At 41.7% G+C, this 25,304-nt stretch carries 25 protein-coding genes; 18 read left to right on the top strand and 7 right to left on the bottom strand.

Annotated elements, in window-relative coordinates; genetic code table 11:
* The 3 genes from EDC51_RS10010 to grxD form a co-directional block, all read left to right on the top strand.
* Nucleotides 1-2,958: YadA family autotransporter adhesin (locus EDC51_RS10010; RefSeq protein WP_211335008.1), on the top strand; the 2,958-nt coding region annotated here is incomplete at its 5' end.
* Nucleotides 2,959-3,117: 159 nt separating this feature from the next.
* Nucleotides 3,118-4,788 (top strand): energy-dependent translational throttle protein EttA, encoded by a 1,671-nt coding sequence (ettA, locus tag EDC51_RS10005; protein ID WP_131928865.1) that lies wholly within the window; start codon nt 3,118-3,120, stop codon nt 4,786-4,788.
* A gap of 50 nt (nt 4,789-4,838) precedes the next feature.
* On the top strand, nt 4,839-5,165 hold the full coding sequence (gene grxD / locus EDC51_RS10000; protein ID WP_015432153.1) for a Grx4 family monothiol glutaredoxin: 327 nt from the start codon (nt 4,839-4,841) through the stop codon (nt 5,163-5,165).
* A 40-nt stretch (nt 5,166-5,205) separates the two neighbouring features.
* Here grxD and rsmC read toward each other — a convergent pair whose 3' ends face one another.
* Nucleotides 5,206-6,192: a 16S rRNA (guanine(1207)-N(2))-methyltransferase RsmC gene (gene rsmC, locus EDC51_RS09995; RefSeq protein WP_131928864.1), complete on the bottom strand. Its 987-nt coding sequence runs from the start codon at nt 6,190-6,192 to the stop codon at nt 5,206-5,208.
* A gap of 222 nt (nt 6,193-6,414) precedes the next feature.
* Here rsmC and EDC51_RS09990 point away from each other — a divergent pair, with 222 nt between their 5' ends.
* The 8 genes from EDC51_RS09990 (at nt 6,415) to ychF (ending at nt 11,962) form a co-directional block, all read left to right on the top strand.
* Entirely contained in the window at nt 6,415-6,837 is a 423-nt protein-coding gene (locus tag EDC51_RS09990; RefSeq protein WP_015432155.1) for a DNA polymerase III subunit psi, read from the top strand.
* A gap of 17 nt (nt 6,838-6,854) precedes the next feature.
* Entirely contained in the window at nt 6,855-7,241 is a 387-nt protein-coding gene (locus EDC51_RS09985; protein ID WP_025267190.1) for a hypothetical protein, read from the top strand.
* 50 nt (nt 7,242-7,291) lie between these two features.
* Nucleotides 7,292-7,726 carry a ribosomal protein S18-alanine N-acetyltransferase gene (gene rimI / locus EDC51_RS09980; RefSeq protein ID WP_015432157.1) on the top strand — a complete coding sequence of 145 codons (435 nt, stop codon included), beginning with the start codon at nt 7,292-7,294 and terminating at the stop codon, nt 7,724-7,726.
* A gap of 55 nt (nt 7,727-7,781) precedes the next feature.
* Nucleotides 7,782-9,104, top strand: a complete 1,323-nt coding sequence (srmB, locus tag EDC51_RS09975; RefSeq protein WP_131928863.1) for an ATP-dependent RNA helicase SrmB — start codon at nt 7,782-7,784, stop codon at nt 9,102-9,104.
* Nucleotides 9,105-9,160: 56 nt separating this feature from the next.
* Entirely contained in the window at nt 9,161-9,478 is a 318-nt protein-coding gene (locus EDC51_RS09970) for a glycosyltransferase family 2 protein (RefSeq protein WP_131928862.1), read from the top strand.
* Nucleotides 9,442-10,083, top strand: a complete 642-nt coding sequence (locus EDC51_RS09965; protein ID WP_131928861.1) for a glycosyltransferase family protein — start codon at nt 9,442-9,444, stop codon at nt 10,081-10,083. The genes EDC51_RS09970 and EDC51_RS09965 overlap by 37 nt, the downstream gene beginning before the upstream one ends.
* 64 nt (nt 10,084-10,147) lie before the next feature.
* On the top strand, nt 10,148-10,732 hold the full coding sequence (gene pth / locus EDC51_RS09960; RefSeq protein WP_131928860.1) for an aminoacyl-tRNA hydrolase: 585 nt from the start codon (nt 10,148-10,150) through the stop codon (nt 10,730-10,732).
* Nucleotides 10,733-10,870: 138 nt separating this feature from the next.
* Complete coding sequence (ychF, locus tag EDC51_RS09955) at nt 10,871-11,962, top strand: redox-regulated ATPase YchF (RefSeq protein ID WP_131928859.1); 1,092 nt, start codon at nt 10,871-10,873, stop codon at nt 11,960-11,962.
* 36 nt (nt 11,963-11,998) lie between these two features.
* Here the strand turns inward: ychF and EDC51_RS09950 are convergent, their stop codons facing one another.
* The 6 genes from EDC51_RS09950 to EDC51_RS09925 form a co-directional block, all read right to left on the bottom strand.
* Nucleotides 11,999-12,703, bottom strand: a complete 705-nt coding sequence (locus EDC51_RS09950; protein WP_131928858.1) for a YwiC-like family protein — start codon at nt 12,701-12,703, stop codon at nt 11,999-12,001.
* Nucleotides 12,704-12,727: 24 nt separating this feature from the next.
* The gene (locus tag EDC51_RS09945; RefSeq protein ID WP_131928857.1) at nt 12,728-14,131 is read right to left on the bottom strand and encodes an ABC transporter ATP-binding protein; all 1,404 of its coding nucleotides are present in this window, start codon (nt 14,129-14,131) and stop codon (nt 12,728-12,730) included.
* 160 nt (nt 14,132-14,291) lie between these two features.
* Entirely contained in the window at nt 14,292-15,077 is a 786-nt protein-coding gene (locus EDC51_RS09940; RefSeq protein ID WP_131928856.1) for an ABC transporter permease, read from the bottom strand.
* Complete coding sequence (locus tag EDC51_RS09935; protein ID WP_131928855.1) at nt 15,070-16,014, bottom strand: ABC transporter permease; 945 nt, start codon at nt 16,012-16,014, stop codon at nt 15,070-15,072. The genes EDC51_RS09940 and EDC51_RS09935 overlap by 8 nt, the downstream gene beginning before the upstream one ends.
* A 144-nt stretch (nt 16,015-16,158) precedes the next feature.
* Entirely contained in the window at nt 16,159-17,727 is a 1,569-nt protein-coding gene (locus tag EDC51_RS09930) for an ABC transporter substrate-binding protein (RefSeq protein ID WP_131928854.1), read from the bottom strand.
* A 142-nt stretch (nt 17,728-17,869) separates the two neighbouring features.
* A complete protein-coding gene (locus EDC51_RS09925; RefSeq protein WP_015432167.1) occupies nt 17,870-18,724 on the bottom strand; it encodes a thymidylate synthase in 855 nt (284 codons plus the stop codon).
* An 80-nt stretch (nt 18,725-18,804) separates the two neighbouring features.
* Between EDC51_RS09925 and EDC51_RS09920 the strand changes: the two genes are divergently transcribed.
* The 7 genes from EDC51_RS09920 (at nt 18,805) to hda (ending at nt 25,303) form a co-directional block, all read left to right on the top strand.
* Nucleotides 18,805-19,344: a hypothetical protein gene (locus EDC51_RS09920; protein ID WP_131928853.1), complete on the top strand. Its 540-nt coding sequence runs from the start codon at nt 18,805-18,807 to the stop codon at nt 19,342-19,344.
* Nucleotides 19,345-19,470: 126 nt separating this feature from the next.
* Nucleotides 19,471-20,445, top strand: coding sequence for a RodZ domain-containing protein (locus EDC51_RS09915; protein WP_131928852.1), 975 nt, complete (start codon nt 19,471-19,473; stop codon nt 20,443-20,445).
* 10 nt (nt 20,446-20,455) lie between these two features.
* Entirely contained in the window at nt 20,456-21,565 is a 1,110-nt protein-coding gene (gene ispG, locus EDC51_RS09910) for a flavodoxin-dependent (E)-4-hydroxy-3-methylbut-2-enyl-diphosphate synthase (protein WP_131928851.1), read from the top strand.
* A 130-nt stretch (nt 21,566-21,695) separates the two neighbouring features.
* Entirely contained in the window at nt 21,696-22,982 is a 1,287-nt protein-coding gene (gene hisS / locus EDC51_RS09905; protein ID WP_015432171.1) for a histidine--tRNA ligase, read from the top strand.
* A gap of 54 nt (nt 22,983-23,036) precedes the next feature.
* Nucleotides 23,037-23,657 carry a YfgM family protein gene (locus EDC51_RS09900; RefSeq protein ID WP_131928850.1) on the top strand — a complete coding sequence of 207 codons (621 nt, stop codon included), beginning with the start codon at nt 23,037-23,039 and terminating at the stop codon, nt 23,655-23,657.
* A gap of 130 nt (nt 23,658-23,787) precedes the next feature.
* Nucleotides 23,788-24,495, top strand: a complete 708-nt coding sequence (gene pnuC / locus EDC51_RS09895; RefSeq protein WP_015432173.1) for a nicotinamide riboside transporter PnuC — start codon at nt 23,788-23,790, stop codon at nt 24,493-24,495.
* 91 nt (nt 24,496-24,586) lie between these two features.
* Nucleotides 24,587-25,303, top strand: coding sequence for a DnaA regulatory inactivator Hda (gene hda, locus EDC51_RS09890; RefSeq protein WP_025289146.1), 717 nt, complete (start codon nt 24,587-24,589; stop codon nt 25,301-25,303).
* The last annotated feature ends 1 nt before the right edge of the window (nt 25,304 follow it).

The following is a 25,304-nucleotide window of genomic DNA, read 5'->3' as shown; positions in this document are numbered from 1 at the left end:
ACAACTTTAACCGGTGGCAACACCACAGTGAATTTGGGCAATGGTACGGTAAATGTAAACAACAGTACGATTTCTCATGTTGCACCAGGTGTGAACGGCACGGATGCGGTAAATGTTGATCAGCTAGAAAAAGTGAATGCAACAGCAAATGCGGGCTGGACAATCAGCACCAATACTGGTGATAAATCTTATGTGGTGAAACCAAATGCAACGGTTGATCTGCGCAATGCAGATGGCAACATTGTGATCAGCCAAGAAAACGGTAACATCACCTTTGGTTTGAATAGCACTTTATCTGTTGGTGGTAAAGATGGCAAAGATGGTCAAATCAGCGCGAAAGGTGCAGATGGCAAAGATGGTGTAAGCATTTACGGTAACGGCACTATTGGCATCAACGGCAAGGATAGTGTGAATGCCTCAATGACCGTTGCAGAAGGTAAACATGGCTTAGATGGTAAAGACGGCGAGACAATGACTCGTGTGGTTTATACCGATGCCAACGGCACAACCCATGAGATTGCCACCCTAGATGATGGCTTGAAATTCAAAGGTGATACCGGCAATGAAATTGCGAAAAAACTGGGCGAAACCTTAGAAATTCTTGGTAGAGCATCGGTAAATGCGGCAGTGACAGATAAAAACCTGCGTATTGACAATGAAAATGGTGTATTGGTCGTTAGAATGGCAAGAGAGTTACAAGAAATTAACTCAATTTCTAATAATAACGGCACAACGATTACCTTAGGGGATGCAGATAATCGCAATGTTGTGAATGTTAATAATGCGACTGTAACAAATGTTGCGAATGCAACTAACGCAACAGACGCTGTGAATTTACAACAACTAAATGCGAGCAGAACTGCAGTGGAAAATGGTAACCATGTTCGTGTGAGTACTACAACTAATGCAGATGGCTCAACTAACTATATTGTGAATGCAAACCATACCGCAGTTGAAGCAGGAAACAATGTAAATTTAGCAAGTAGCACAGATGGTAATGGCTTAACAACTTACAATGTAAGTGTAGAAGGCGATTTAACCAATATTACTTCTATTAGCAATGCTAATACGACAATTAGCTTAGGCAATAACTCTGTTGATGTTGGTGGCGCTACTATTACCAATGTCTCTAATGCAACTAACGGTACAGATGCTGTAAATCTGAACCAATTAAATGCAAGTAGAAGTTATGTCCAAGCGGGCAATTATACGAGTGTGACTTCGACAACTAATACAGACGGCTCAACAACTTACACGGTAAATGCTGAGAAATCTGTAGTAGAAGCAGGTACAAACGTTAATGTGGCAACGACAACTAGTGGTGATGGCTTAACAACTTACAAAGTAAGTGTAGAAGGTGATTTAAGCAATATCAGCTCAATTAGCAATGGCAATACCAGCATTTCATTAAATGACGGGACTATCAATGTTAATAATGCAACGATTACAAATGTGAAAGCAGGCGTAAATGGCACTGATGCTGTGAATGTTGATCAGCTAGAAAAAGTAAATGCTACTGCTAATGCAGGTTGGAATATCACGACTAATAATGCAACTGATAGTCATAATGTGAAACCAAATACCGCTGTTGATTTAAACAATGGTGATGGCAATATTGTTATTACTCAAAATGCGGGTAACATCACATTTGATCTCGCATCTAATTTGACTAATATTTCTAATATTGGCAATGGTAACGGCACTAATATTAGCTTGAATGATGGCGATATTAGCGTAAATAACGCAACTATCAGCAATGTAGCAAATGGTACCAATGCATCAGATGCGGTGAACCTCTCCCAGTTAAAAGCGAGTAGATCTGGCGTTGAAGCGGGTAACTACACTACAGTGACAAGCACAACCAATGCAGATGGTTCAACGGTCTATACCGTGAATGCAGAGAAAACAGTTGTTGAAGCTGGCAATAATATTGCAATAACGAGTACCACAACTGCGAAAGGCTTAACCACTTATACTGTTGGTGTAACAACAGGGGATATTTCTCCTACTACTAATGGTTCAGTGATAGCGAATACCACTAATGGTAATATCGCTACAGTTGGCGATATTGCTAATGCAATTAACAACTCCGGTTGGAATATTGCATTAACTGATGGTAGCAGTGAGTTGATTAATCCAGGCGATATGGTGAATTTTGTGAATGGTTCAGGTACAACTGCTACTGTAAACAAAAATAACCGTGGAGGTGTGGACATCAGCTTTAACGTGAATACTGCAAATGCACCAACCATCAATCAAAATGGCTCTGTTGCAATGCCGGCAGATGGTAGTGGTTACGTGAATGCAACGACTTTAGCCCAAACCGTTAATAGCATTGCATGGAATGTAAATTCTACTGTGGTTGAAGGCTCAACAGGTAAAGTGACAGAAGGTAGCGATACGACTGCAAGTCAAGTAAAAGCGGGTAATACCGTTAATGTGAATGCAGGTAACAATATCGAAATCACCCGTAATGGCAATAATATTGCAATTGCAACCTCTATGGATCCTGTATTTAATACGGTTCAAATTGGTGGTAATAATGGTGTTAAATTGTCTGTGAATACCGCAGAAGATGGGGTTAAAGAGCTAAGTGTTGGCACAATAGATGCTCCAACCCGCATTACTAATGTGGCGCCAGGACAAAATGGCACAGATGCAGTGAACGTGAACCAGTTAAAAGGTGCGATAGGCAATGTTAATAATCATATTAACAAAGTAGATAAAAACTTACGTGCGGGTATTGCAGGAGCAACCGCAACAGCAGGTTTATATCATGCAACTTTACCTGGTAAGTCTATGGTGTCTGCGGGGGCTGGTACTTTCAAAGGCGAAAGTGCACTAGCGGTGGGTTATTCTCGCCTATCTGATAATGGTAAGATTGGTGTGAAATTCTCACTGAATACAAACACCCGAGGCGATACTGGTGCCGCGGCAAGCGTGGGTTATCAGTGGTAATCTAACTTAAGCGTAATCGCAAATTTTGAACTAAAACCCTATGTAGTCTCTGCATAGGGTTTTGCATTTTTTTGTTGAAAACGTGGCGCTTGTTTGCCCTATATTTCTAGTGCGAATTCAAGTAGAATAGACTCAATTTTTTATGAAGAAGGAATGATAATGTCCACTCAATTTGTATATACGATGCACCGTGTCGGCAAAGTTGTGCCACCGAAGCGTCATATTCTTAAAGATATTTCCCTGAGCTTTTTCCCTGGTGCAAAAATCGGGGTACTAGGCTTAAATGGTGCGGGTAAATCTACTTTGCTCCGCATTATGGCGGGTGTGGATAAAGAGTTTGAAGGTGAAGCTCGCCCACAACCAGGGATTAAAATTGGCTATTTGCCACAAGAGCCGAAATTAGAACCGCAACAAACCGTGCGTGAAGCGGTGGAAGAAGCCGTGGCAGAAGTAAAAAACGCCTTAACCCAGTTAGATGAAGTTTATGCACTTTATGCAGATCCGGATGCGGATTTTGATAAACTCGCCTCAAAACAAGCTGAATTAGAAGCGATTATTCAAGCGCATGATGGGCATAATCTACAAAACCAATTAGAGCGTGCAGCAGATGCACTGCGTTTACCAGATTGGGATGCGAAAATTGAACATTTATCAGGGGGCGAACGTCGCCGAGTGGCACTTTGCCGTCTGTTGCTGGAAAAACCGGATATGTTATTGTTAGACGAACCAACCAACCACTTAGATGCGGAATCCGTGGCGTGGTTGGAGCGTTTCCTCCACGACTACGAAGGCACTGTAGTGGCAATTACCCACGACCGTTACTTCTTAGACAACGTTGCCGGCTGGATCTTGGAACTTGACCGTGGTGAAGGTATTCCTTGGGAAGGCAACTACTCTTCTTGGTTAGAGCAGAAAGAAAAACGTCTTGCTCAAGAGCAAGCCGCAGAATCAGCTCGCCAAAAATCGATTGAGAAAGAGTTGGAATGGGTACGTCAAAATCCAAAAGGTCGCCAAGCGAAAAGTAAAGCGCGTATGGCACGTTTTGAAGAGCTTAACAGTGGCGAATACCAAAAACGTAACGAAACCAACGAACTCTTTATTCCACCAGGTCCACGCTTAGGGGATAAAGTGATTGAAGTGCAAAATCTGACTAAATCTTACGGTGATCGCACATTAATTGATAATCTCTCGTTCAGTATTCCAAAAGGTGCAATTGTCGGGATTATCGGGGCGAATGGTGCAGGTAAATCTACGCTCTTCCGTATGCTTTCTGGACAAGAACAGCCAGATAGCGGTTCAATCACGATGGGAGAAACGGTAGTGCTTGCGTCTGTGGATCAGTTCCGTGATGCTATGGACGATAAGAAAACCGTGTGGGAAGAAGTGTCTAATGGGCAAGATATGTTGGCGATTGGTAACTTTGAGATCCCAAGCCGTGCTTATGTAGGGCGTTTCAATTTTAAAGGTGTAGATCAGCAAAAACGAGTAGGGGAATTGTCTGGTGGTGAACGTGGTCGTTTACACTTAGCGAAACTTTTACAACGTGGTGGTAATGTGCTGTTATTGGACGAACCGACCAATGATTTAGACGTGGAAACCTTGCGTGCATTGGAAAATGCGATTTTAGAGTTCCCTGGTTGTGCAATGGTGATCTCGCACGACCGCTGGTTCTTAGACCGTATCGCTACCCATATTTTAGATTACGGCGATGAAGGCAAAGTCACGTTCTACGAAGGTAACTTCTCCGACTACGAAGAGTGGAAAAAGAAAACCTTTGGTGCAGAAGCCACTCAACCTCATCGTATGAAATATAAACGTATTGCGAAGTAAATTATCTTTTGGGCGTATAGCATACGCCCACATCTCAATAAGGAAACAAAATGGAAACTATCGACAAAATCAAAAAACAAATTAGCGAAAATCCAATTCTGCTTTATATGAAAGGTTCGCCAAAATTCCCATCTTGCGGATTCTCTGCTCGTGCAGTGGAAGCGGTAATTAACTGCCAAGTGCCTTTCGGCTATGTGGATATTTTAACTAACCCTGATATTCGTGCAGAATTACCAAAATTCGCAAACTGGCCAACATTCCCACAATTATGGGTGGAAGGCGAATTAATTGGTGGTTGTGATATCGTGTTAGAAATGGCACAGAAAGGTGAATTACAGGCGTTGCTAAAAGAAGTAGCAGAACGTCATCCTGCATAATCATGCAATAAAAAACGGTGCGAATGCACCGTTTTTTGTTTTAAGCTTTTACTGAATAGACTTTAAATTTACCTGTTTTGGCTAATACTTCAAATTTGCCGAATGCCTGTTCGAGCAAATCGGGATAAGGTAAAAATGCATTGGCAACAATGCGTAATTCTCCACCTTTATTTAAGTGTGATTTTGCATTTTTGATCAGATTTTCCACCGCTTGATAGGCTGTATCAATGCCGTCGTGGAATGGCGGGTTAGAAACGATAAGATCAAAACGTTCTTCAATATGTGAAAAAACATCGCTGGCTAATACTTCGCCGGCTAGACTATTTTCGTTTAATGTACGTAGTGAAGACGTTAATGCCATTGCGTGAATATCGCTCATGGTGAGCTTGATTTTGGGAAATTGCTGTTTGAGGCTTGCCCCTATCACACCTGCACCACAGCCAAGATCGAGTACTTTGCCTTTTAAACCATCTGCTTTATGAAAAGTAGAAAGCAATAATTTTGTGCCGCCATCCAACTCCGCTGAGCTAAACACTGCAGGCAGTGCAAACACGGTTAAATCCTGTAAGCGGTAAGATTTCCAGAATTTTTTGCAATCAAAAGTAGGTACGTTTTCCAATTTAAAATGGTATAGCCCACAACGACGAGCTGAATCAATTTTGGCAATCTCGCCAAATGGCTCAAGCATTTTTTCGACTGAACGTACACCAGCACGATTTTCACCGACAATTAACATCTCTTGCCCAACAGCAGTGCGAGAAAGCCATTGCAATAATTGATATTGGCATTCTTGTTTGTTTTTTGTCCAATAAAAAACGGCTAAATCTGCGGATATTTCGCAGTCCAAGCCAAAATGTACATTGGCGCGAGAACGGGTAAAATCAAAGTAGCTACTAAATACAGATACGTTTAGGGTGTGTTTGAGCTGCGAGGCAAAATCATCATATACGCCACCAAAGAGCAAGACCGATTTGTTTTTAAAGAGCGCTAGATGGCGCTCTAATACTTCACTTTCTAGGGATAACATTATTTTCTCGATTGATATAATAAGAGTTTGTTTGAGATTGGAGATTTGACAGCGCTTGCCTCTTTTGAAAAGAGTAAAGATAAACACTGGCTACGTCACCTCTCACTTTTGTGTTAATAGACGATAACAAAACGTTTCCGCATTTTAGCGAATTTTGCTACTATCTCACACCTATTTTTCATTAAAGCTTGCACTTGTTGATATAACGATAAATAACTACTAATGAACCGCCGAGATTTACTCTTACATCAAATGCAAATTCCTCAATGGGTATTGCGCAAGCCACAAGTCTTAAAAGGCGATGCACAAATTCGTTTAGAGCAACAGATTAAGCTTGTGGTAGTGTGTGATGAAGATTACCGCCAAAGCCAATTATTTTCAGATATTTTGCTTGCCCTGAATTTGAATAACAATGAGTATCAGTGGTTAAGTTTAGAGCAAGCTTTACGTTTGACTATTTCCCACTCACCTCTTATTTGGTTAATCTCACCTCAAGAGCAAGCGGATGAATTTGTCAAAAAATTTGCAAATTCAACTGCTTGGCGACATTCGAGTTGGCAGATGCTTAGCCAAGCTCAAACTAAACGTCAATTATGGCAACAAATGTTGCAACACTTTCCAGATATAGAGGATGTAGAGGTTTGAACTGACCAAACTCCATTATGATGGAATTGGTAAGCAAGGAAATACCTGCCTATGTACTACAAAGTGGGCAGTTAAATATGACTCTTTGCTTGAATGGTCTGATTTATTTTGCGATCATACTAGGGCGTGTTGATGTTTCAAATGAAGTAGCGTTGTCGCGTAAAAATGACACAATCAAGGAAGAAAATGTAGTGAATGGTGTCCCCTTTACAAATTTTCTGACGCTGAGAGTGTTATTTTTAAGTACAACCCTGTGGGCCTTGGCGGATTTTTTCCGTCACTGCGTTAAAAAATGTTTGTTTAGCCCACTAGACTTCACATTTTTTGCCTTGTTACGGCAAAAATCTGCTGAAGCCGCGACTCCATTTGAAACATCAACACGCCCTACTTGCTTACGAAATTGACTCACTTGAAAGCAATTTTAGATTTTCCCGCTTAACCCAAGAGTGATTGAATGATTGAACCTTTTCAACCCTGTGATTTAGAGCGCCTGTTTGCAATTGAGCAGGCGGCTCACCTAGTGCCATGGACAAAAGGTACTTTGTTAAATAGCCAAGGTGATAAATATCTCAATTTAAAATTGAGCGAACATAACGAAATTATCGGCTTTGCGATTAGCCAAATTATTTTAGATGAAGCAACCTTATTTAATATTGCAATAGATCCTAATTATCAGGGAAAAGGCTATGGCAAGCGGCTGCTTTCTGAGCTTATTTTGCAATTAAAAGACAAAGGCGTGGCAACGCTATGGTTGGAGGTGCGAGAAAGCAATCCAGCCCGCCAACTTTATGATTCTCTTGGCTTTAATGAAGTGGATATTCGCAAAAATTACTATCCAACGCCTGATGGTGGGCGTGAAAATGCCGTGGTAATGGCTCTGTATCTGTAATTGAACGTAGGGGCGTATCGCATACGCCCCTAGATTTTTTAGGAAAAATAACTTTATGAACCCAATTTTAATTTTTGAAGAATTAGATCTTTCTCCCGAATTGCTCAGAGCAATTAAAGAAAAAGGCTATAAACGCCCCACTGCCATTCAAGCTGATGTGATCCCAAATGCCTTAGATGGTACCGATATTTTGGGCTCAGCCCCAACAGGTACAGGCAAAACCGCTGCGTTTTTATTGCCGGCATTGCAACACCTATTGGATTTCCCTCGCCGCAAACCAGGCCCGCCACGCATTTTGGTTTTAACGCCCACTCGTGAGCTGGCGATGCAAGTGGCAGAGCAAGCAGAAGAACTCGCCAAATTCACCAATTTGAGTATTGCAACCATTACAGGTGGCGTTGCCTATCAAAATCACGGTGAAGTCTTTAATACTAATCAAGATCTGGTAGTCGCAACCCCAGGTAGATTATTGCAATACATTAAAGAAGAAAATTTTGACTGCCGTTCAGTAGAAGTACTGATTTTTGATGAAGCAGACCGAATGTTGCAAATGGGCTATGGGCAAGATGCCGAAACCATTGCCGCTGAAACGCGTTGGCGTAAACATACTTGGTTATTTTCAGCGACTCTTGAAGGCGAATTACTCACCGATTTTGCCGAGCGTATTTTAGAAAATCCCGTGCAAATTGATGCAGAACCAAGCCGTCGTGAACGTAAAAAAATCAATCAATGGTATTATCACGCAGATAACCTTGAACATAAAACCAAGTTACTGGCTCGTTTAGTCAGCAATTTTGAGATTGAAAAAGCGGTGGTGTTTGTGCGTAAACGTGAAACCGTACGAGAGTTGAGCGAAACATTGCGTAAACGTGGTATTCGTTCTACCTATTTAGAGGGAGAAATGGCTCAAACACAACGTAATCAGGCGATTGAGCGGTTAAAATCGGGTGTCGTGAATGTGCTAGTGGCAACCGATGTTGCAGCTCGTGGTATTGATATTGATGATGTGGATTTTGTCATCAATTTTGATTTGCCATACAGTGCGGATACCTATCTACACCGCATTGGGCGTACCGCACGAGCGGGCAAAAAAGGCTCGGCGGTCAGTTTAGTGGAAGCCCACGATTATAAATTGCTTGGTAAAATTAAACGTTATACCGAAGAGCCATTAAAACCACGCACTATTGAAGGGCTTGAACCACGCACCAAAGCACCAAAAGATGGTGAAATTCCGACCGTGAGCAAAAAAGAAAAAGCGCGGGTGAAAAAGAAAAAAGAAGAGAAAAAAGCACTTGATAAGAAAAAAGTGAAAGCTCGGCATAAAGATACTAAAAATATCGGTAAACGTAGAAAACCAAGCTCGGAAAAATTGGCTTAATATCGTAAGTAAACCAGTATTTGATTAATACTGGTTTATTCATTTGGGAGAAATAAGTGAAATTAGCTGTGATTCTACCTGTTTACAATGCCGAAGCATATTTAGCGGAATGTTTACAGTCCTTGTTAGCTCAAAGTCTGACAGATTTTTGTATTCTTGCGATTAATGATGCCTCTACCGATCGCAGTGGTGAAATTTTAGAAGCCTTTGCACAACAAGATCAGCGTTTGCGGGTGTACCATTTAGAGAAAAATAGCGGTGATCCTATAGCAACCCAACTTGCTTTTAATTTACTTAATTATATGCAGGTGAAGTATGTAGCAAGGATGATATTTGCTTGGCATATCGCTTTGAAGCACAAGTTCGTTATTTAGATGAACACCCAGATATTGATGTAGTTGGGGCAAACATGCTAACAATAGATCAATCAGGGATTGGTTTAGATAAAACGGATGCACCATTAACAGATTCAGATATTAAGGCAAACTTAGTTTTAGCGAGAGTCAATATCTTTAACCCAACAGCAATGTGGCGACATGCCACGATTAAACCATTAAATTGGCGTTATAATACCACTGAAACAGCTTGTGATTATGGTATGTGGGTACATTTGGCAATATGTGGTAAACGCTTCGCGAATTTGCCTGAACCATTGGTGAAATATCGTTTGCACGATAACCAAGAAAGCCATAAGTTAGAAAAAGTGAAAAAATCTGTTCAGCAGAGCTTAAGCCGTTATTTCAGAGTACTTTATCCCACATTAACAGCACAGGAAATTCAGCTTTTAACCAGTATTTTTAATGGCAGCTCAGTTATGCTAACGATTCCTCAATATCTTGATGCGCTTAATTTGCTTACCAAGGCTATTCAATTTAGCACGCCAGTTTTAGGCGAAAATCGGACTAAAATCATAGAATACATGAAAGAGCGAAGGGGCTTAATTCGCCAGAGTTTAGAACGTGCAGGCGTGAAGTTGTAAGGCTTCTTCTTGAGAAAAACTGCTAAATTCTCTACAATATCAGCTTTTGTTCAAGGACATCTCAATGTCGCAAATTAAGTTAATTGTTGGGCTGGGGAATCCCGGTGCGAAATATGAAGGCACTCGCCACAATGCGGGCGAATGGCTGATTAATGAAATCGCCCGAATGTATAACGTCAGCCTTAAAGAAGAGCCAAAATACTTTGGCAAAACAGCCAAAATTAGCACGCCACAGGGCGAGGTGCGTTTGCTTGTGCCAACGACTTTTATGAATTTAAGCGGTAAAGCGGTTGGGGCATTGGCAAACTTTTTCCGTATTCAACCTGAAGAAATTTTAGTGGCACACGATGAACTCGATTTACCTGCTGGGGCAGTGAAAATCAAACAAGGTGGCGGACACGGTGGGCACAACGGCTTGAAAGATATTGTGGCGTGTTTAGGCAATAAAAATACCTTTTATCGTGTGCGTATTGGCATCGGACACCCTGGTTCAAAAGATCTAGTTTCGGGGTATGTCTTGGGCAAGCCATCCCCCGAAGATCAACGCCTACTAGATAGCGTGATTGACGAAGCCGCACGCTGTGTGGACATTCTATTTAAAGATGGCATGGTGAAAGCGACAAATCGCTTAAATGCGTTTAAGGCGTAGCACCTATTATTGTAGGGGCGGACCGATGTGTCCGCCCTAAAACATATCATCGGGCAATTAGGGCGTACGCAGTACGCCCCTATAAGCGGTGAATTTTGATAAATTTTTTGCAAAGATTTTTAATAAAAGGAACATTATATGGGATTTAAATGCGGTATCGTAGGTTTACCTAATGTCGGGAAATCTACGCTTTTTAATGCGTTAACTAAGGCAGGGATTGAAGCGGCGAACTATCCATTTTGTACGATTGAACCGAATACAGGTGTCGTACCAATGCCAGATCCACGTTTAGATGCGTTGGCGGAAATTGTCAAACCTGAGCGAGTGTTGCCAACCACTATGGAATTTGTGGATATTGCAGGTTTAGTGGCTGGGGCAAGTAAAGGCGAAGGCTTAGGTAATAAATTCTTAGGCAACATTCGTGAAACCGATGCAATTGGACATGTTGTACGCTGCTTTGAGAATGATGATATTGTGCACGTTGCAGGCAAAATTTCTCCGCTTGATGATATTGAAACGATCAATACCGAGCTGGCACTGGCAGACTTGGAAAGCTGTGAACGTGCCATTCAGCGTTTGCAAAAACGTGCGAAAGGCGGCGATAAAGAAGCGAAATTTGAATTGGCTATTATGGAGAAAATTCTGCCAACCCTTGAAAATGGCGGAATGATTCGCTCTGTGGCGTTAGATAAAGAAGAGTTGCACGCGATCAAAGGTTATAACTTCTTGACCTTAAAACCAACCATGTACATCGCAAACGTAAACGAAGACGGTTTTGAAAATAACCCTTATTTGGATCAAGTGCGTGAATTTGCGGCAAAAGAAGGTTCGGTCGTCGTGCCAGTATGTGCCGCGATTGAAGCGGAAATTGCGGAATTAGACGATGACGAAAAAACCGAGTTTTTACAAGATTTAGGCATTGAAGAACCGGGCTTAAATCGTGTCATTCGTGCAGGTTATGCGTTGCTTAATCTGCAAACCTATTTCACCGCAGGGGTAAAAGAAGTACGTGCGTGGACAGTCTCTGTGGGTGCAACCGCACCAAAAGCGGCAGCCGTAATCCACACCGACTTTGAAAAAGGCTTTATCCGCGCCGAAGTGATTGCTTATGATGATTTCATTCAATACAAAGGCGAAAACGGGGCAAAAGAAGCAGGCAAATGGCGTTTAGAAGGGAAAGATTACATCGTCCAAGATGGCGATGTGATGCACTTCCGTTTTAATGTTTAAAGAAAAAATGGATTAGCCAGTTGGCTAATCCATTTTTTATACAATTAAGGCAATAAAGAAAATCAACACGATAGCAAATTCTAATATTCCCACCTGCTTAATATTCAATTTTTTCTTAGGCACAATAATGGCTCGGATAAGCCCGATTAAATAAGCAAAAGCAATATTGTATGCGCCATAAAAAGCATAAATCAACCCTAATATAAGATGTGAGGCGTAGCTTAACTTTGTATATAGCGGATTTTTTCTCTCACGTGCGACACTTTTTACATAAAATGTCGTTGCAATAAAAAACAGAGTAGGGTGGAGTAGTATTGCAAAATGATATTGTGCAGTGGCAAGGTAAAAGGCTGCCATACCGATCACCCCAAAGGTTAAAATGCCAGCAATATCATTGAGCAAATTGCGTTCGTCTTTCTGCTTCGCATAGTGAATTTGAATGAATGCAAGCGGTAAAATCGGCAAAGAAAATTGCAAAATGGATAAGTCGTTTAGCAACAGCGGGAAAGCAAATACTAAGCTGATCGCAAAGTAGATTTTTGCCCATTTTTTCTGCCGTTCATTATTTTTCTTGCTAAAAATCCCAAAAAATGGATAGGAAAATAGGTATAAAAACAGCCAGCTTGTGCCTAGCCAAAAATGTGCTAAGACAAACCGGCTTTCAAAAATCGCATAGAGATATGGCACAAATGCCATCACTAATGCGCCATGTTGATTAGATATAATCGGTTTGTCTTTCATTGGTATTACCTTCAGTAAGTGGAATTAGGTGATATATTGTTCCAAATCCACCACTTGATCGCAACTTTTCTCAATTAAATCAGGATCGTGGCTAACTAAAATCAGCCCACAATCTCGTGCTCGGCACTGCTCAATTAAAAGTGAGATTACCTCTTGCTGGGTAATCGGATCTAAACGAGAAGTAACTTCATCGGCAAACAGTAAAACAGGGTTGAGTAACAACGCACGCAAAATTGCCACACGTTGCAATTCCCCGCCCGAAACACTCTCCGCCGTGCGGTTTAGAATCTCAGGGTTGAGCGAAAGTTGAGCCAATAAGCTTGGTGTTTGGCTGCGATCTAATTGGTGGTAATCAATCACATCGTCTAGCAGTTGTTGCAAGCTCACATTAGGGGCAAACGCCTCAGGTGGATCTTGATAGAGTTTTAGCACTTGGTGTTTTTTATGGGTTTGCGAATGCCAAATCACCTCTCCCGATTGTGGTTTGAGTAAGCCACACAGCACATCAGCAAGCGTGCTTTTGCCAATACCACTGCGTCCGACAATCCCCAGCACTTCGCCTTTATGTAGCGTAAAGGAAAGATGGCTAAATAGCGTGCGTTTGCCCCGTGCCACACTGAGATTTTGAACTGAAACAAGCGGTGCAGTTGGGTGATTTTTTTGCCTATCTTGCCAATGTTTTGGATCGGCATTGATTAAGGCTTGGGTGTAAGGGTGTTGGGGGCGAGAAAGTAACTGTGTTGCACGCCCTTTTTCCACTAATTTGCCCTTTTTCATCACAAAAATATAGCCGCCAAGTTCGCAGGCGACATCAATATCGTGTGTGATGGTGAGTAAGCCACCGCCTTGCTGATAAGCCTGTTTGAGTAGCGCAATCACGTCGGCTTTGCTGTTTGGATCAAGCCCTTTGGTCGGCTCATCGGCGAGCAGAATTTTCCCCCCAGCGGCGGTTGCTATCGCAAAGCTCGCTCGTTGTGCCATACCGCCAGACAGTTGATGTGGATAGCGAGTTTGTGCTTCTTTCAAGCCAAGTTGAGTCAGATATTGAATACTGGACTGTTTGGCAGACAGACTCTCTTGCTGTGCCACAAAATGATAACTTTCCCATAGCTGTTGATTGATTGCCATCAATGGATCGAGCGAACGGCGTGGTTCTTGGGGAAGCATCACCAGCGTTTTACCCCAAAGCAGTTGCAAGCGGTCGCTTTCGGTAGTGATATTGCAATTTTCTACCGAAATTTCACCGCTTGCTTTTAAGCCATCGGGCAAGGCGCCCATAATCGCTTGAATAAGCAAACTTTTACCTGAACCTGTTTCGCCTAAAATGGTGATATTTTGCCCAGCGTTCAATTGCAAACTGATGGGTTCAACAAGTTCCAAGCCTTGTGTGGTTTGAACAGAAAGATTTTTGGTGTGTAGTAATGTCATTTTTGTAATAGCTATTTTGCCTTATTTGTGGATGCGAGCATCGCGTCCCTACATCTGAGCTTAAATAATGCTCGTATGTAGGGTCGCCACGCTGGCGACCGCTAAAATCATTTACGATAATATCAATTTTGTGAATGTGAGTTGTGCATTTCTATATGGTTTATTTAATCTTCCCCGCCAACAACTGCAAACTGAGTACTAATAAAAATACGGCGGCAACAGGCTGCAAGAAAATCAAGGGGGCTTGATAGTAGTAAGGGAAAAGTTCCGTCATCATTAGCCCAAGTTCCGCTGTTGGTGGGCGTAATCCGACACTGACAAAGCCAAGTGTTGCAAGGGCTAAAATCGCATTACCGATAGAAAAAGCGGTTAAGGTTGCCACCAATGGGAGCAAGCGGGGTAAAAGATGGCGTTTTATGCAATACCATAACGGCATACCCATTAAGCGAGAAGATTCCAACTCAGCACTGCTGGCAATGGTGGCGGTGATCGCACGAATAACACGGAAAAATTCTACCCACATTACCAACGAAATACCGAGATAAAGTGTCCAGAATGATCCTGGTGAAAGCGCTGCAAACAACAAAATTAACAGTAATCCTGGTAATGCCATAATTAAATCGCATAAAAAACTGAACACTCGATCAATCCAAGAGCCAAATAAGCCAGCCAAAATCCCCGTTGCAAGCCCAGTGAGCAACGCACAGGCAACACTAAATAACGATAAACCAAATGAGAGACGAATAGCAGAAGCAAGGCGTGCGAGCATATCTCGTCCTAAATGATCGGTGCCAAACCAGCTTTCGCTGTCTGGGGTAGCTAAAATGTTGCCGAGATCTTGAAAACCAATATCAGCAGGGTAAAAATAAGGCTGTAAAAAAGCAAAGCAGAGTAATAACGCTAAGATAAATGCCCCTGCCCATTGTCCGATGGTGAATTTATTCACGATTTCCCTCCCGAATGCGTGGGTCAATCCAAGCGGATAGGAGATCGGCAATCATATTAAGCACGACAAATAATCCCCCCATCACCAGTGCCGTGCCTTGAATGACGGGCACATCACGAGCAATAATGGCGTGCACGAGAGCGTGTCCGCTTCCTGGCCAAGCAAAGAGACTTTCTACGATCACAACTCCCTCAATTAAGTAGATCAACTGCACGCTATGATACGCAATCACTGGCACGGCAATATTGCGAATACTGTGTCGCACAAAGGTTTGCCAACGGCTTAATCCTTTTAAGCGTGCAAATTGGTAATATTCCGATTGCATAACCTGTACCATTGCTTGGCGAGTAACTCGCACTGAAACGGCACTGAGCCCAATTGCCAGCGTTAAGGCAGGCAAAATAAAGTGTTGCCAACTGCCATATCCGCCAGAGGGCAGCCAACGTAGCTGCACGGAAAAAAGTGCAATTAGCCCAATAGCGATAATAAAAGCAGGGACGGAGCGAAAGAGACTGCTAAATACTAGTGTTAAGCGGTCAAAAATGCCGTTGGGTTTACGAGCTGCCAGCACGCCGAGTGTTGGGCCAATCAACACGGCAAGGACTAATGCGACAATTGCCAGCCCCAGCGTATGCCCAAATTGATGCTGTAACTCTTCCCAAACGGGATCACCGCTCACCAGTGATTTACCTAAATTAAATTGCGCTAAATCACCCAGCCAAGAGAAATAGGTTTGCCACCAAGGTAGATCTAAACCAAGCTCAGCACGCACGGCTTCCGCAGCCGCAGAATCCGCTTGATCGTAGCCATAGCGGCTGGCAGCTATGCGATATGCCATATCCCCCGAGAGCTGGCGAGTGAGCATAAAGGTTAATGTGCCGACTGACCAAATCACTAGCAGGATTTGGGTAAGACGGCGCAAGAGAATGTGAAACAAAATAATGCTCCTGATGATTTATCGTTGTATTGATTTTAATGATTTTTGGGCGAACACATCGGTTCGCCCCTACGTTAGATTTTTTCTCTTTTTATTCAGGACAGGGATAAACCCTATTCCTACGATGATTTAAATCATCGTCCTCTATTTCGCCAATTTTTCTAAAAAGAAATGTCTTTCAAACGGATCAAGCGTGATGTTTTGTACACCTTTATGTGCCACCACATTTTGCTGATAATAGACCACAGGAATAATCGGCAATTCATCATTGATAATTTGGCTGATTTGCTGTTTTAACGCTTTGGCTTTTTCAGGACTGCGTTCAGTTTCTAATGCTTTTACTGCGTTATCCAACTCACTATTTTGCCAGTTCATTACGCCCCAATCGCTACCGCCATTGGCAATATCTTGGGCAATGATGGCAAAGGGATCTAAGGTTTTACCGTAGTTAAAGGCATAGAGTGCCATTTCTAGGCTACCATCTTGATGGCCAGCGGGGATTTCGCTGAAATTCCCAACGGAAACATTCACATTCACTCCAATTTGTTTCCATTGTGCTTGCAAAATGGTGGCGATAATCGGCAGTTCTGGGCGGTCAGAAAAGGTGCGCAAGGTAAAGCTAAACGGCTTACCATCTTTGGTGAGATTGCCTTGTGCATCAAATTCATACCCGTAAGCGGTGAGATTTTGCTTAATTTTTGCAATATCTACTGCTGGGATTTCGCTTTGAACTCGCCATTCTTCAAAGCCTTTCGGCAGAAGCTGATCGGCAATGCCATCTTCAATTTTTAAAACTTGCTCGGCAATCGCTTTACGGTTAATCGCTTGTGATAGGGCTTGGCGAATCGCAATATCGTTAAAAAAGGGCTTTGCCACGTCCATTTTTAATTGAATGGTACGCGCAATAGAGCCACTAATGACTTGCAGATTCGGATCGTTTTTTAAACGTTCCACACTTGCCGTATCAAGATTAAACACTAATGATGAAGCATCGCTTTGTGCCATCAATGAACGAGTTTCACTACGGCTGCTGGCTAAATAGTTGGCTTGTAATAGCAGTGGTTTTTCTCCCCAATAGGCATCAAAACGTTGAGCGGAAAGTTTTTGCGGTGCTTGAATTTGCACGGGTTTAAATGCACCTGTGCCGATAAGTTCAACGACATTGCCTTCATTGTTATAGCTTTCAGGGGCAAGAATAATCGTAGAGTAGTGGGTTAAAAATGATGGAAATGGCTCAAAGGCTTTGCTTAGCTCAATTTCTACCTTGTCATTGTTGGCACGAATTTCGCTGATGAAAGCATTCGCTAGCACACCGGGTTTAGATTTTGCAATGTTTAGGCTATTTACCACCGCTTGCACATCAAGCGATTTACCATTGTGGAATGACACATTTTCACGCAGGCTAAATGTCCAGATTTTGCCTGACTCATCGCTGTGCCATTCGGTGGCAAGCGCTGGAATGAGATTACCTTGTTGATCCGCCTCTACCAATGTTTCCGCTAAGTTCATACGCTGAAAAATGACGCCTGACTGGTTCGGCTCAAGGTTGCCGATTTCCCAAGGGGCGACAATAGTTGCAAGTGTAAGCTCATTATTTTGTGTTGGTGAAGCGGTTTGTGATTCTGCTTGCACGATGGTAGTTTGTGCCGTTTGTTGATCGCAAGCGCTTAAAAGTAGGCTAGAAAATATAAATGGGAATAGAATTTTTTGCATAATAAATCCCTAGTCAAAAAGTGGGTTATTGGAAAAGTGCGTATTGTGCCACAAAATCCATAAAAAAATAGTGGGTAGAAATAATAAATATAAAAAATTTATGGGATTTAACTAAATTAGGTGGGATAGCCCACCTAAATAATTATACCGAGAAGGGATATTTGATCGCTGGGTGGCTTTGATAACCTTCCACTTCAAAGTCATCGAGAGTGACCCAAGTTTCAAGATCTTCTAAACTTTTGATGTCGGGGTTGATCGTTAATTTTGGTGCAACAAACGGCTCGCGTTTTAGCTGTACATCACGCATCAAGTCTAATTGATCCTCATAAATGTGTGCGTTAACAATTTTGTGGAAAGCCAAGCCTGCTTTATGTCCAGTGATTTGTGCCATTAATGCGAGGAAAGTGTAGCATTGAATCATATTCCAGTTTAAGCCAAGTGGTACATCAGCAGAACGTTGTGTGCTATTTAAGTAGAGTGTACCGTCTAATAATGAAAAGTGATGGCTATGTAAGCAAGGACGTAAACACCCCATATGAAATGCACCTGGGTGATAGAAGGTATAAATTTCGCCACGGTTATCCACGCCACGCTTAAGATCATCGACAATTTGACGAAGTAAATCGATATTGCCGCTACCGTCTGCTTTAGGGAAATTTCTCCCTACTGCACCATAAACTAAGCCCATATCGTCTTCGCCTTTACGATGTGGATTTGCAAGCCAAGCGTGGTTTTCGTTTGCATTGGCATCCCACGATTTTGTACCAAGCGCGCGGAAATCTGCCGCATTATCGTAACCGCGAATATAACCGAGCAATTCGGCAATTGCGGCTTTCCAATAGCTTTTTCGGGTGGTCACTAATGGGAATTCACCGTTGGCAACATCGTAGGTTAAATCCGCATTAATAACGGTTAAACAACGTTTACCGGTGCGTTCGTTTTCAACCCATTTACCTTGTTCAACGATGCGTTGGCAGAGAGAGAGATACTGTTTCATGCGCTTTCCTTAAAATTTTGCGTAATAGGGAACATTTGCTAGAATTGTAACAAATTTTCATTGAGGATGAGGAGTATCAAATGAAAAGAGTGATGAAATCTTGTTTTTTAGTCGGGGTTGGTATCTGGCTGGCGGGCTGCTATTCATCATCGAATAGCTGGAATCGTATGGATCCGCAGCAGATTGACCAGAAATCTTATGCAATTGCATATGCAGGTACAGCGCAAGCTTATGAAGATAGAGTAAATGGTAGTTACGATATTGATTCGTACATTCGTGGTGTGGATGATTATTTTAATAATCGTAATAGTCTGCCAATTGAGCAAATTCGCGGTAGTTTAATGAACCGTTTTTTAGATCATAATATCTATGCATATTATAGTGGTATCATTGATGCAAATTCTTTTCAATCAAAAGCAAATTATCTGAGCCCAAAATGCTGGAAATTGATTGATACGCAAAGCGCTACTCAAGGTATTCATGATGCGATGCTTGATCTACAAAAAGGCAGCGTGCGGAATGATAACTATATTAAGCAAGGTGCTGATTTAATTTTGCATGAATGCGTTGAAAAAGTTGAAGAAGAAAATAAAGCAGCAGCGCAACAAAAAGCAAAATAGAGCAAATTCGCATCTAGGCTTTTTATTGGCTATTGTTGAATAGCCATTTTTTGCTGCTTGGGATTGCAAAAAGGCAACTATCTCTTTAAACTTTCCGACCAATTTTTTTCAAAAAGTACTTTTAATATGAGTGAAACGTTAGACACGCTTTCTTTGGGGCTGCAGCTTAAAAACGCCCGTGAAGCCCTTAATCTTTCAATTGATGATGTGGCACACAAAACAAACCTGAAAAAGAGCCATATTGAGTCGTTAGAAAACGATATTTTTATTTTGGCTAATGTGCCTCCTGCTTTTGTGAGAGGCTATGTACGTAAATATGTTAGCTTTCTACGTTTGCCAGAAAGTTTGATTCAGCAAGCAAATTACGGTGAAGTGACAATCCCTAAAGAGGTGAAAAAAGCAGCGCCGATTAAGGTTTCGAACAACCATAAGTCGCAAAGCCGTTGGGTCAAATGGCTTACGGGTTTGATCTTATTATGTGCTATTGGTATGACACTCGCTTGGTGGTGGCAAGAGCATAAAAAAGATGAGCTAAGCCGTGATTCACTAGTCAGTTCAAGTGAAGTTGCTGCAAATCAAACACTACCAGCACTTGAAACAACGTCAAATAGTGGTACAGAAATCCACTTGGCAAGTAATCATGAGGAGTTGGCATTAGCCGCACCAGCTGAAAATACGCAGGAGGGTGTAGAGCTAGAACATAGCAGTGAAACACCAACACCAGATCAAACTGTGCAAGAAATGTCGCAAGCGGTAGATAATCGTCAAGAAAATGCAAATTCAATGCCTCTTGAAACAGCCGCGGCTATTTTAGCCGAGCAGCAAGAAACCGTGGCTGAAGAGCCTGTGCCTGCTGTGAGTAACGATGAATTACGCATTGAAATTACAGGTGGGCAAAGCTGGATTACGGTACGTACCCCGAAAAGTAAAAAAAGCCTAGCCGAGAAGCTTTATAATTCAGGCGATGTGCTGGCGTTTAATAACAATGAACAATATCGTTTGACTATTGGCGCGCCAGCAAATGTGAAAATCTACTACAAGGGTGAGCAGGTACCGTTAAAAGTAGATGGTCGTGTTGCACGAATTAAACTACCACAATAATGGATTAAACATGTTAAAAGAAGCGCCGATTAAACGTCGTGAATCGACAAAAATTTGGGTAGGCAATGTGCCAGTGGGAGGAGATGCTCCGATCGCAGTACAATCCATGACTAATACACGCACTACGGATGTTGAAGCCACTGTGGCACAAATTAAATCTCTTGAACGTGTTGGTGCAGATATTGTTCGTGTTTCGGTGCCGACAATGGATGCCGCTGAAGCGTTCAAGTTGATCAAACAGCAAGTGACTGTGCCGTTGGTTGCCGATATCCATTTCGATTATCGTATAGCCTTAAAAGTAGCGGAATATGGGGTAGATTGCTTGCGAATTAACCCTGGTAATATCGGTAAGGAAGAACGAATTCGAGCAGTGGTAGATTGTGCTCGGGATAAAAATATTCCAATCCGTATTGGCGTTAATGCGGGCTCGCTTGAGAGAGATATTCAAGAAAAATATGGAGAACCAACGCCAGAAGCTTTACTTGAAAGTGCTTTGCGCCATGTTGAGATCTTAGATAGATTGAATTTCGATCAATTTAAAGTGAGTGTAAAGGCATCTGATGTTTTTTTAGCGGTGGAAAGTTACCGATTATTAGCCAAAGCGATCAAACAACCTTTACATTTAGGGATTACAGAAGCTGGCGGAGCAAGAGCAGGAGCGGTTAAATCTGCAATTGGCTTAGGTCTATTATTATCCGAAGGGATTGGAGATACGTTGCGGATCTCATTAGCAGCAGATCCTGTGGAAGAGATCAAAGTGGGCTTTGATATTTTGAAATCACTGCGCATTCGTTCGCGTGGGATTAACTTTATCGCATGTCCAACTTGCTCACGCCAAGAGTTCGATGTTATTGGCACTGTAAATGCCTTAGAGCAACGCTTAGAAGATATTATTACGCCAATGGATGTTTCAATTATTGGCTGTGTCGTAAATGGCCCAGGTGAGGCATTAGTGTCTGATTTAGGGGTAACTGGTTCAAACAAAATGAGCGGCTTTTATCTAGATGGCGTACGCCAGAAAGAGCGCTTTGATAATGACCAGCTTATTGACCAACTTGAGGCAAAAATTCGGGCGAGAGTGGCACAACAGACACAACGTATTGATATTGCACAGGTTTAAACTGTAGGGGCGAATTACATTCGTCCCCAAAAAATTATTAATGGGCGAATGTAATTCGCCCATTAACGACATTCATATTGGATCAAGCGATCAAATTCATTAAAATTTTTACAAAATCAGGATAAATTTAATGTCAAAAACTATTCAAGCTATTCGAGGAATGAATGACTTTTCTCCAAGCGAAACTCCATTATGGCAATGGGTAGAAAATACCATTCGTGAAACTTTTTCTAGTTACGGCTATTCGGAAGTTCGCACTCCAATTTTAGAAAGTACGTCATTGTTTGAACGTGGCGTGGGGGAAGCAACGGATATTGTTGAAAAAGAGATGTTTACTTTCTCGCGTGATGACAATAATGAAGGGAAAATGACCTTACGCCCAGAAGGAACGGCAGGTTGTGTACGTGCAGCGATTGAACATGGCTGGATTTACAATCAGGAACAGCGTTTATGGTATATTGGCCCGATGTTTCGTTATGAGCGTCCGCAGAAAGGACGTTATCGTCAATTCCATCAAGCTGGAGTAGAGATCTTTGGTATCGCATCAGCTCAAGCCGATGCGGAATTAATTTTGCTCACTGCCCGTTTATGGGAAAAACTAGGGATTCGCGAACATGTGACTCTGCAAATTAACTCAATTGGAGGGCAAGAGGTTCGTCAGAAATATCGTGATGCTTTAGTCGCATTCCTTGAAAATCACCGCGAGGTGTTAAGACAAGATCCCGATAGTGAGCGCCGTTTAATTTCTAACCCGCTACGCATTTTAGATACTAAAAACCAAGCGCTACAAGAAGTGTTAAATAACGCACCGAAATTACATGATTTCTTAGATGAAGAATCAAAAGCGCACTTTACAGAGCTTTGTATGATCCTAGATCAAATGGGAATTGCTTACGAAGTAAACCAAAAATTAGTACGTGGTTTAGATTATTACAACAAAACCGTTTTTGAATGGGTAACTAGCGCATTAGGTGCACAAGGCACAGTTTGTGGTGGTGGTCGTTATGATGGTTTAGTCGCTCAACTTGGCGGGCATGCCACAGAAGGGGTTGGTTTTGCAATGGGCTTAGAGCGCTTAGTGTTACTGGTGCAAGAAGTGAATCCAGCGATTGAGCTTGCACGTACCGTTGATGTTTATCTCGTGCATATGGGCGAGGGAACGACCGCTGCTGCTTTCCGCTTAGCAGAAATGCTACGTTCTGCTTTGCCGCAACTGCGAGTGATGATGCATGCGAGCGGTGGTAATTTCAAAAAGCAATTTAAGCGAGCGGATAAATCAGGCGCAAAAATTGCATTGGTGTTAGGTGAAAGCGAAGTGCAAGCAAACCAAGTGGTTGTGAAAGATTTATTGGCGGGGGCTGAGCAAATTGTTATTGCACAGACAGATTTGGTTGCAGAGTTACAGAAGTATTTTTAATTTGTAAGGGCAAATGCAATTTGCCCTTATTCTCTTTCAAATAAGGATCATTCAATGAGCGATTATTTAAATAAAACAGAAGAACAGCAATTTGAAGAGGCGAAAAGCTGGTTGAAACAAAATGGTATGCCTATTTTAATGGCAATAATTTTAGCTTTAGCTGCTTCAGCTGGTTGGAATTTTTGGAAAAATCATCAAGTTGAAGTGGCGCAAAAAACCTCTGCAAGCTATCAGCAAGTAATGGAAAGTTATTTGCAAAATCCAGAGAAAAATACACCGCTTGTTGAGAAATTTATTGCAGATAATCAAGCTACAAGCTATGCCGTTTTTGCTCAATTAGAACAAGCTAAACAATTAGTGGATAAGCAAGATTTTGCTGTAGCGAAAAATGTATTAAACCAAGCTATTGGTAATACAGACGATGCAACATTGAAAAATGTTATTCGTTTTCGTTTGGCAGCGGTTGAATTCCAGCTTCAGCAATTTGATGCAGCGTTAGCGACATTAGCTAAAATTCAAGATAACGCGTGGGATTTGCGTAAACAGGTATTTGTTGGAGACATTTTAGCAGCCAAAGGGGATAAAGAAGCGGCAAAGAGTGCTTATGAACAAGCAAAAGCAAGTGCACCAGAAAATGAGCATATGTTAATTGATATTCGCTTGAATAATTTATAGTGCATTAGATGAGCTGAGTCTATTGCTAATTCATTTAAATTTTTTGCAGGTTATAAATGTGATATGTATCACAGAATATGGATTTAAATTTAATTAGAATAGGCTTATTTTTAATCCCTTGGGAGGCAATATGGATTTTTCAAAGTTAGCTGAAAAAACAATACAAGAGCTGTTTGGTGGATGGAAATGGTGGGAAGCAACTTTCTTGATTTTCTGTATCGTTGCCATTATTTGGGGCGGTATATATGATATTCAAACCAACGGAATGAACGCCAAAGCGCCTGTTATTGGCATGATTTCTGGTGTATCGGGCATCATTTGTAATGTCTTTATCAGTAAAGGGAAAATTAGTAACTATTTTTTCGGTTTGATCTTTGCTTATAGCTACTTCTATTTAGCTTTAGCGAATAATTTTTTAGGGGAAATGAATACGACACTCTATGTGTATATTCCCGCGCAGTTTATAGGCTACTTTTTGTGGACTCAAAATATGCAAAATGATAATGGTGCTGAGGCAGTTATAGCAAAGGCGTTAGATCTTAAAGGTTGGATTGCACTCATTACATTTTTGTTGCTAGGGACACTCTCCTTTGTGCAATTACTTAATCATTTTGGTGGTAGCTCAACTGGCTTAGATGGATTAACAACCATTATTGTGGTTGCCGCCCAAGCTTTAATGGTATTGCGCTACCGTGAACAATGGTTACTCTGGATTGCCCTTAATATCATTTCAATTGCGCTATGGGCGGATAGTCCGGCTGTTTATACAATGTATGCAGCATTCCTACTTAACTCAATTTATGGTTATTACAACTGGACAAAATTAAAAGTCAATTAATAATTTTACTTATAAATCAATGGTTGAGGGTTCTCAACCATTGATTTTTCCGTTATGCTTCCCTGCAATTTTTTTAGCTGAATAGATCATTTTGCAACTCTCACTACCGATCCACCAAATTGATGATGAAACCCTAGAAAACTTCTGTGCAGAGAATGGTGCTGCATTGCTGGATTCGCTACGTCAAAATTTTGATGTAGTACGCCAGCCGTTTTTCTATGTTTGGGGTGCTAAAAGTAGTGGTAAAAGCCATCTGCTAAAAGCGCTTACGCACTATTATTTGCTAAATGATCGCCTAGCTAGTTATATCCCGTTAGAAAAGCTAGCCTATTTTTCACCAGCGGTCTTAGATAATGCAGATAAATTAGATGTAATTTGCTTGGATGATATTCAATATGTTGTAGGCGATCCAGAGTGGGAACAGGCGATTTTTAATTTAATTAATCAATTACGTGAGCAACATGGGTTATTTAGCCAAACGAAAAAAACCTTGCTACTCATTAGTGCAGACTGCTCACCCCAACAGCTTAAATTAAGTCGTGATCGAGAAGATCTACGTTCGCGTTTAAGTTGGGGGGAGGTTCACCATCTAGGCGATCTTAAAGATGAACAAAAACGCGAAATTTTGCGGCGAACCGCTTACGATAAAGGCTTAGAATTAACGGATGAAGTAGCGAATTTTTTACTGAAACGCCTAGATCGAGATCTTTCTGTATTAAAAGAAAAACTAGAACGTTTAGATCAAGCTTCATTACAGGCACAGCGAAAATTAACCCTGCCTTTCGTCAAAGATGTATTAGGATTATAAC

It is taken from the genome of Bibersteinia trehalosi (assembly GCF_004346205.1).
GTDB lineage: Bacteria > Pseudomonadota > Gammaproteobacteria > Enterobacterales > Pasteurellaceae > Bibersteinia > Bibersteinia trehalosi.
The sequence above is the reverse complement of the archived record's forward strand: the minus strand, read 5'-3'. Positions and strand labels throughout refer to the sequence as shown.

Excerpts from the sequence above, each read along its gene's own strand:
- ettA (WP_131928865.1), top strand. The coding sequence starts at position 3,118 with ATGTCCACTCAATTTGTATATACGATGCACCGTGTCGGCAAAGTTGTG.
- grxD (WP_015432153.1), top strand. The coding sequence starts at position 4,839 with ATGGAAACTATCGACAAAATCAAAAAACAAATTAGCGAAAATCCAATT.
- rsmC (WP_131928864.1), bottom strand. The coding sequence starts at position 6,192 with ATGTTATCCCTAGAAAGTGAAGTATTAGAGCGCCATCTAGCGCTCTTT.
- EDC51_RS09990 (WP_015432155.1), top strand. The coding sequence starts at position 6,415 with ATGAACCGCCGAGATTTACTCTTACATCAAATGCAAATTCCTCAATGG.
- EDC51_RS09985 (WP_025267190.1), top strand. The coding sequence starts at position 6,855 with ATGATGGAATTGGTAAGCAAGGAAATACCTGCCTATGTACTACAAAGT.
- rimI (WP_015432157.1), top strand. The coding sequence starts at position 7,292 with ATGATTGAACCTTTTCAACCCTGTGATTTAGAGCGCCTGTTTGCAATT.
- srmB (WP_131928863.1), top strand. The coding sequence starts at position 7,782 with ATGAACCCAATTTTAATTTTTGAAGAATTAGATCTTTCTCCCGAATTG.
- pth (WP_131928860.1), top strand. The coding sequence starts at position 10,148 with ATGTCGCAAATTAAGTTAATTGTTGGGCTGGGGAATCCCGGTGCGAAA.
- ychF (WP_131928859.1), top strand. The coding sequence starts at position 10,871 with ATGGGATTTAAATGCGGTATCGTAGGTTTACCTAATGTCGGGAAATCT.
- EDC51_RS09950 (WP_131928858.1), bottom strand. The coding sequence starts at position 12,703 with ATGAAAGACAAACCGATTATATCTAATCAACATGGCGCATTAGTGATG.
- EDC51_RS09945 (WP_131928857.1), bottom strand. The coding sequence starts at position 14,131 with ATGACATTACTACACACCAAAAATCTTTCTGTTCAAACCACACAAGGC.
- EDC51_RS09930 (WP_131928854.1), bottom strand. The coding sequence starts at position 17,727 with ATGCAAAAAATTCTATTCCCATTTATATTTTCTAGCCTACTTTTAAGC.
- EDC51_RS09925 (WP_015432167.1), bottom strand. The coding sequence starts at position 18,724 with ATGAAACAGTATCTCTCTCTCTGCCAACGCATCGTTGAACAAGGTAAA.
- EDC51_RS09920 (WP_131928853.1), top strand. The coding sequence starts at position 18,805 with ATGAAAAGAGTGATGAAATCTTGTTTTTTAGTCGGGGTTGGTATCTGG.
- EDC51_RS09915 (WP_131928852.1), top strand. The coding sequence starts at position 19,471 with ATGAGTGAAACGTTAGACACGCTTTCTTTGGGGCTGCAGCTTAAAAAC.
- ispG (WP_131928851.1), top strand. The coding sequence starts at position 20,456 with ATGTTAAAAGAAGCGCCGATTAAACGTCGTGAATCGACAAAAATTTGG.
- hisS (WP_015432171.1), top strand. The coding sequence starts at position 21,696 with ATGTCAAAAACTATTCAAGCTATTCGAGGAATGAATGACTTTTCTCCA.
- EDC51_RS09900 (WP_131928850.1), top strand. The coding sequence starts at position 23,037 with ATGAGCGATTATTTAAATAAAACAGAAGAACAGCAATTTGAAGAGGCG.
- pnuC (WP_015432173.1), top strand. The coding sequence starts at position 23,788 with ATGGATTTTTCAAAGTTAGCTGAAAAAACAATACAAGAGCTGTTTGGT.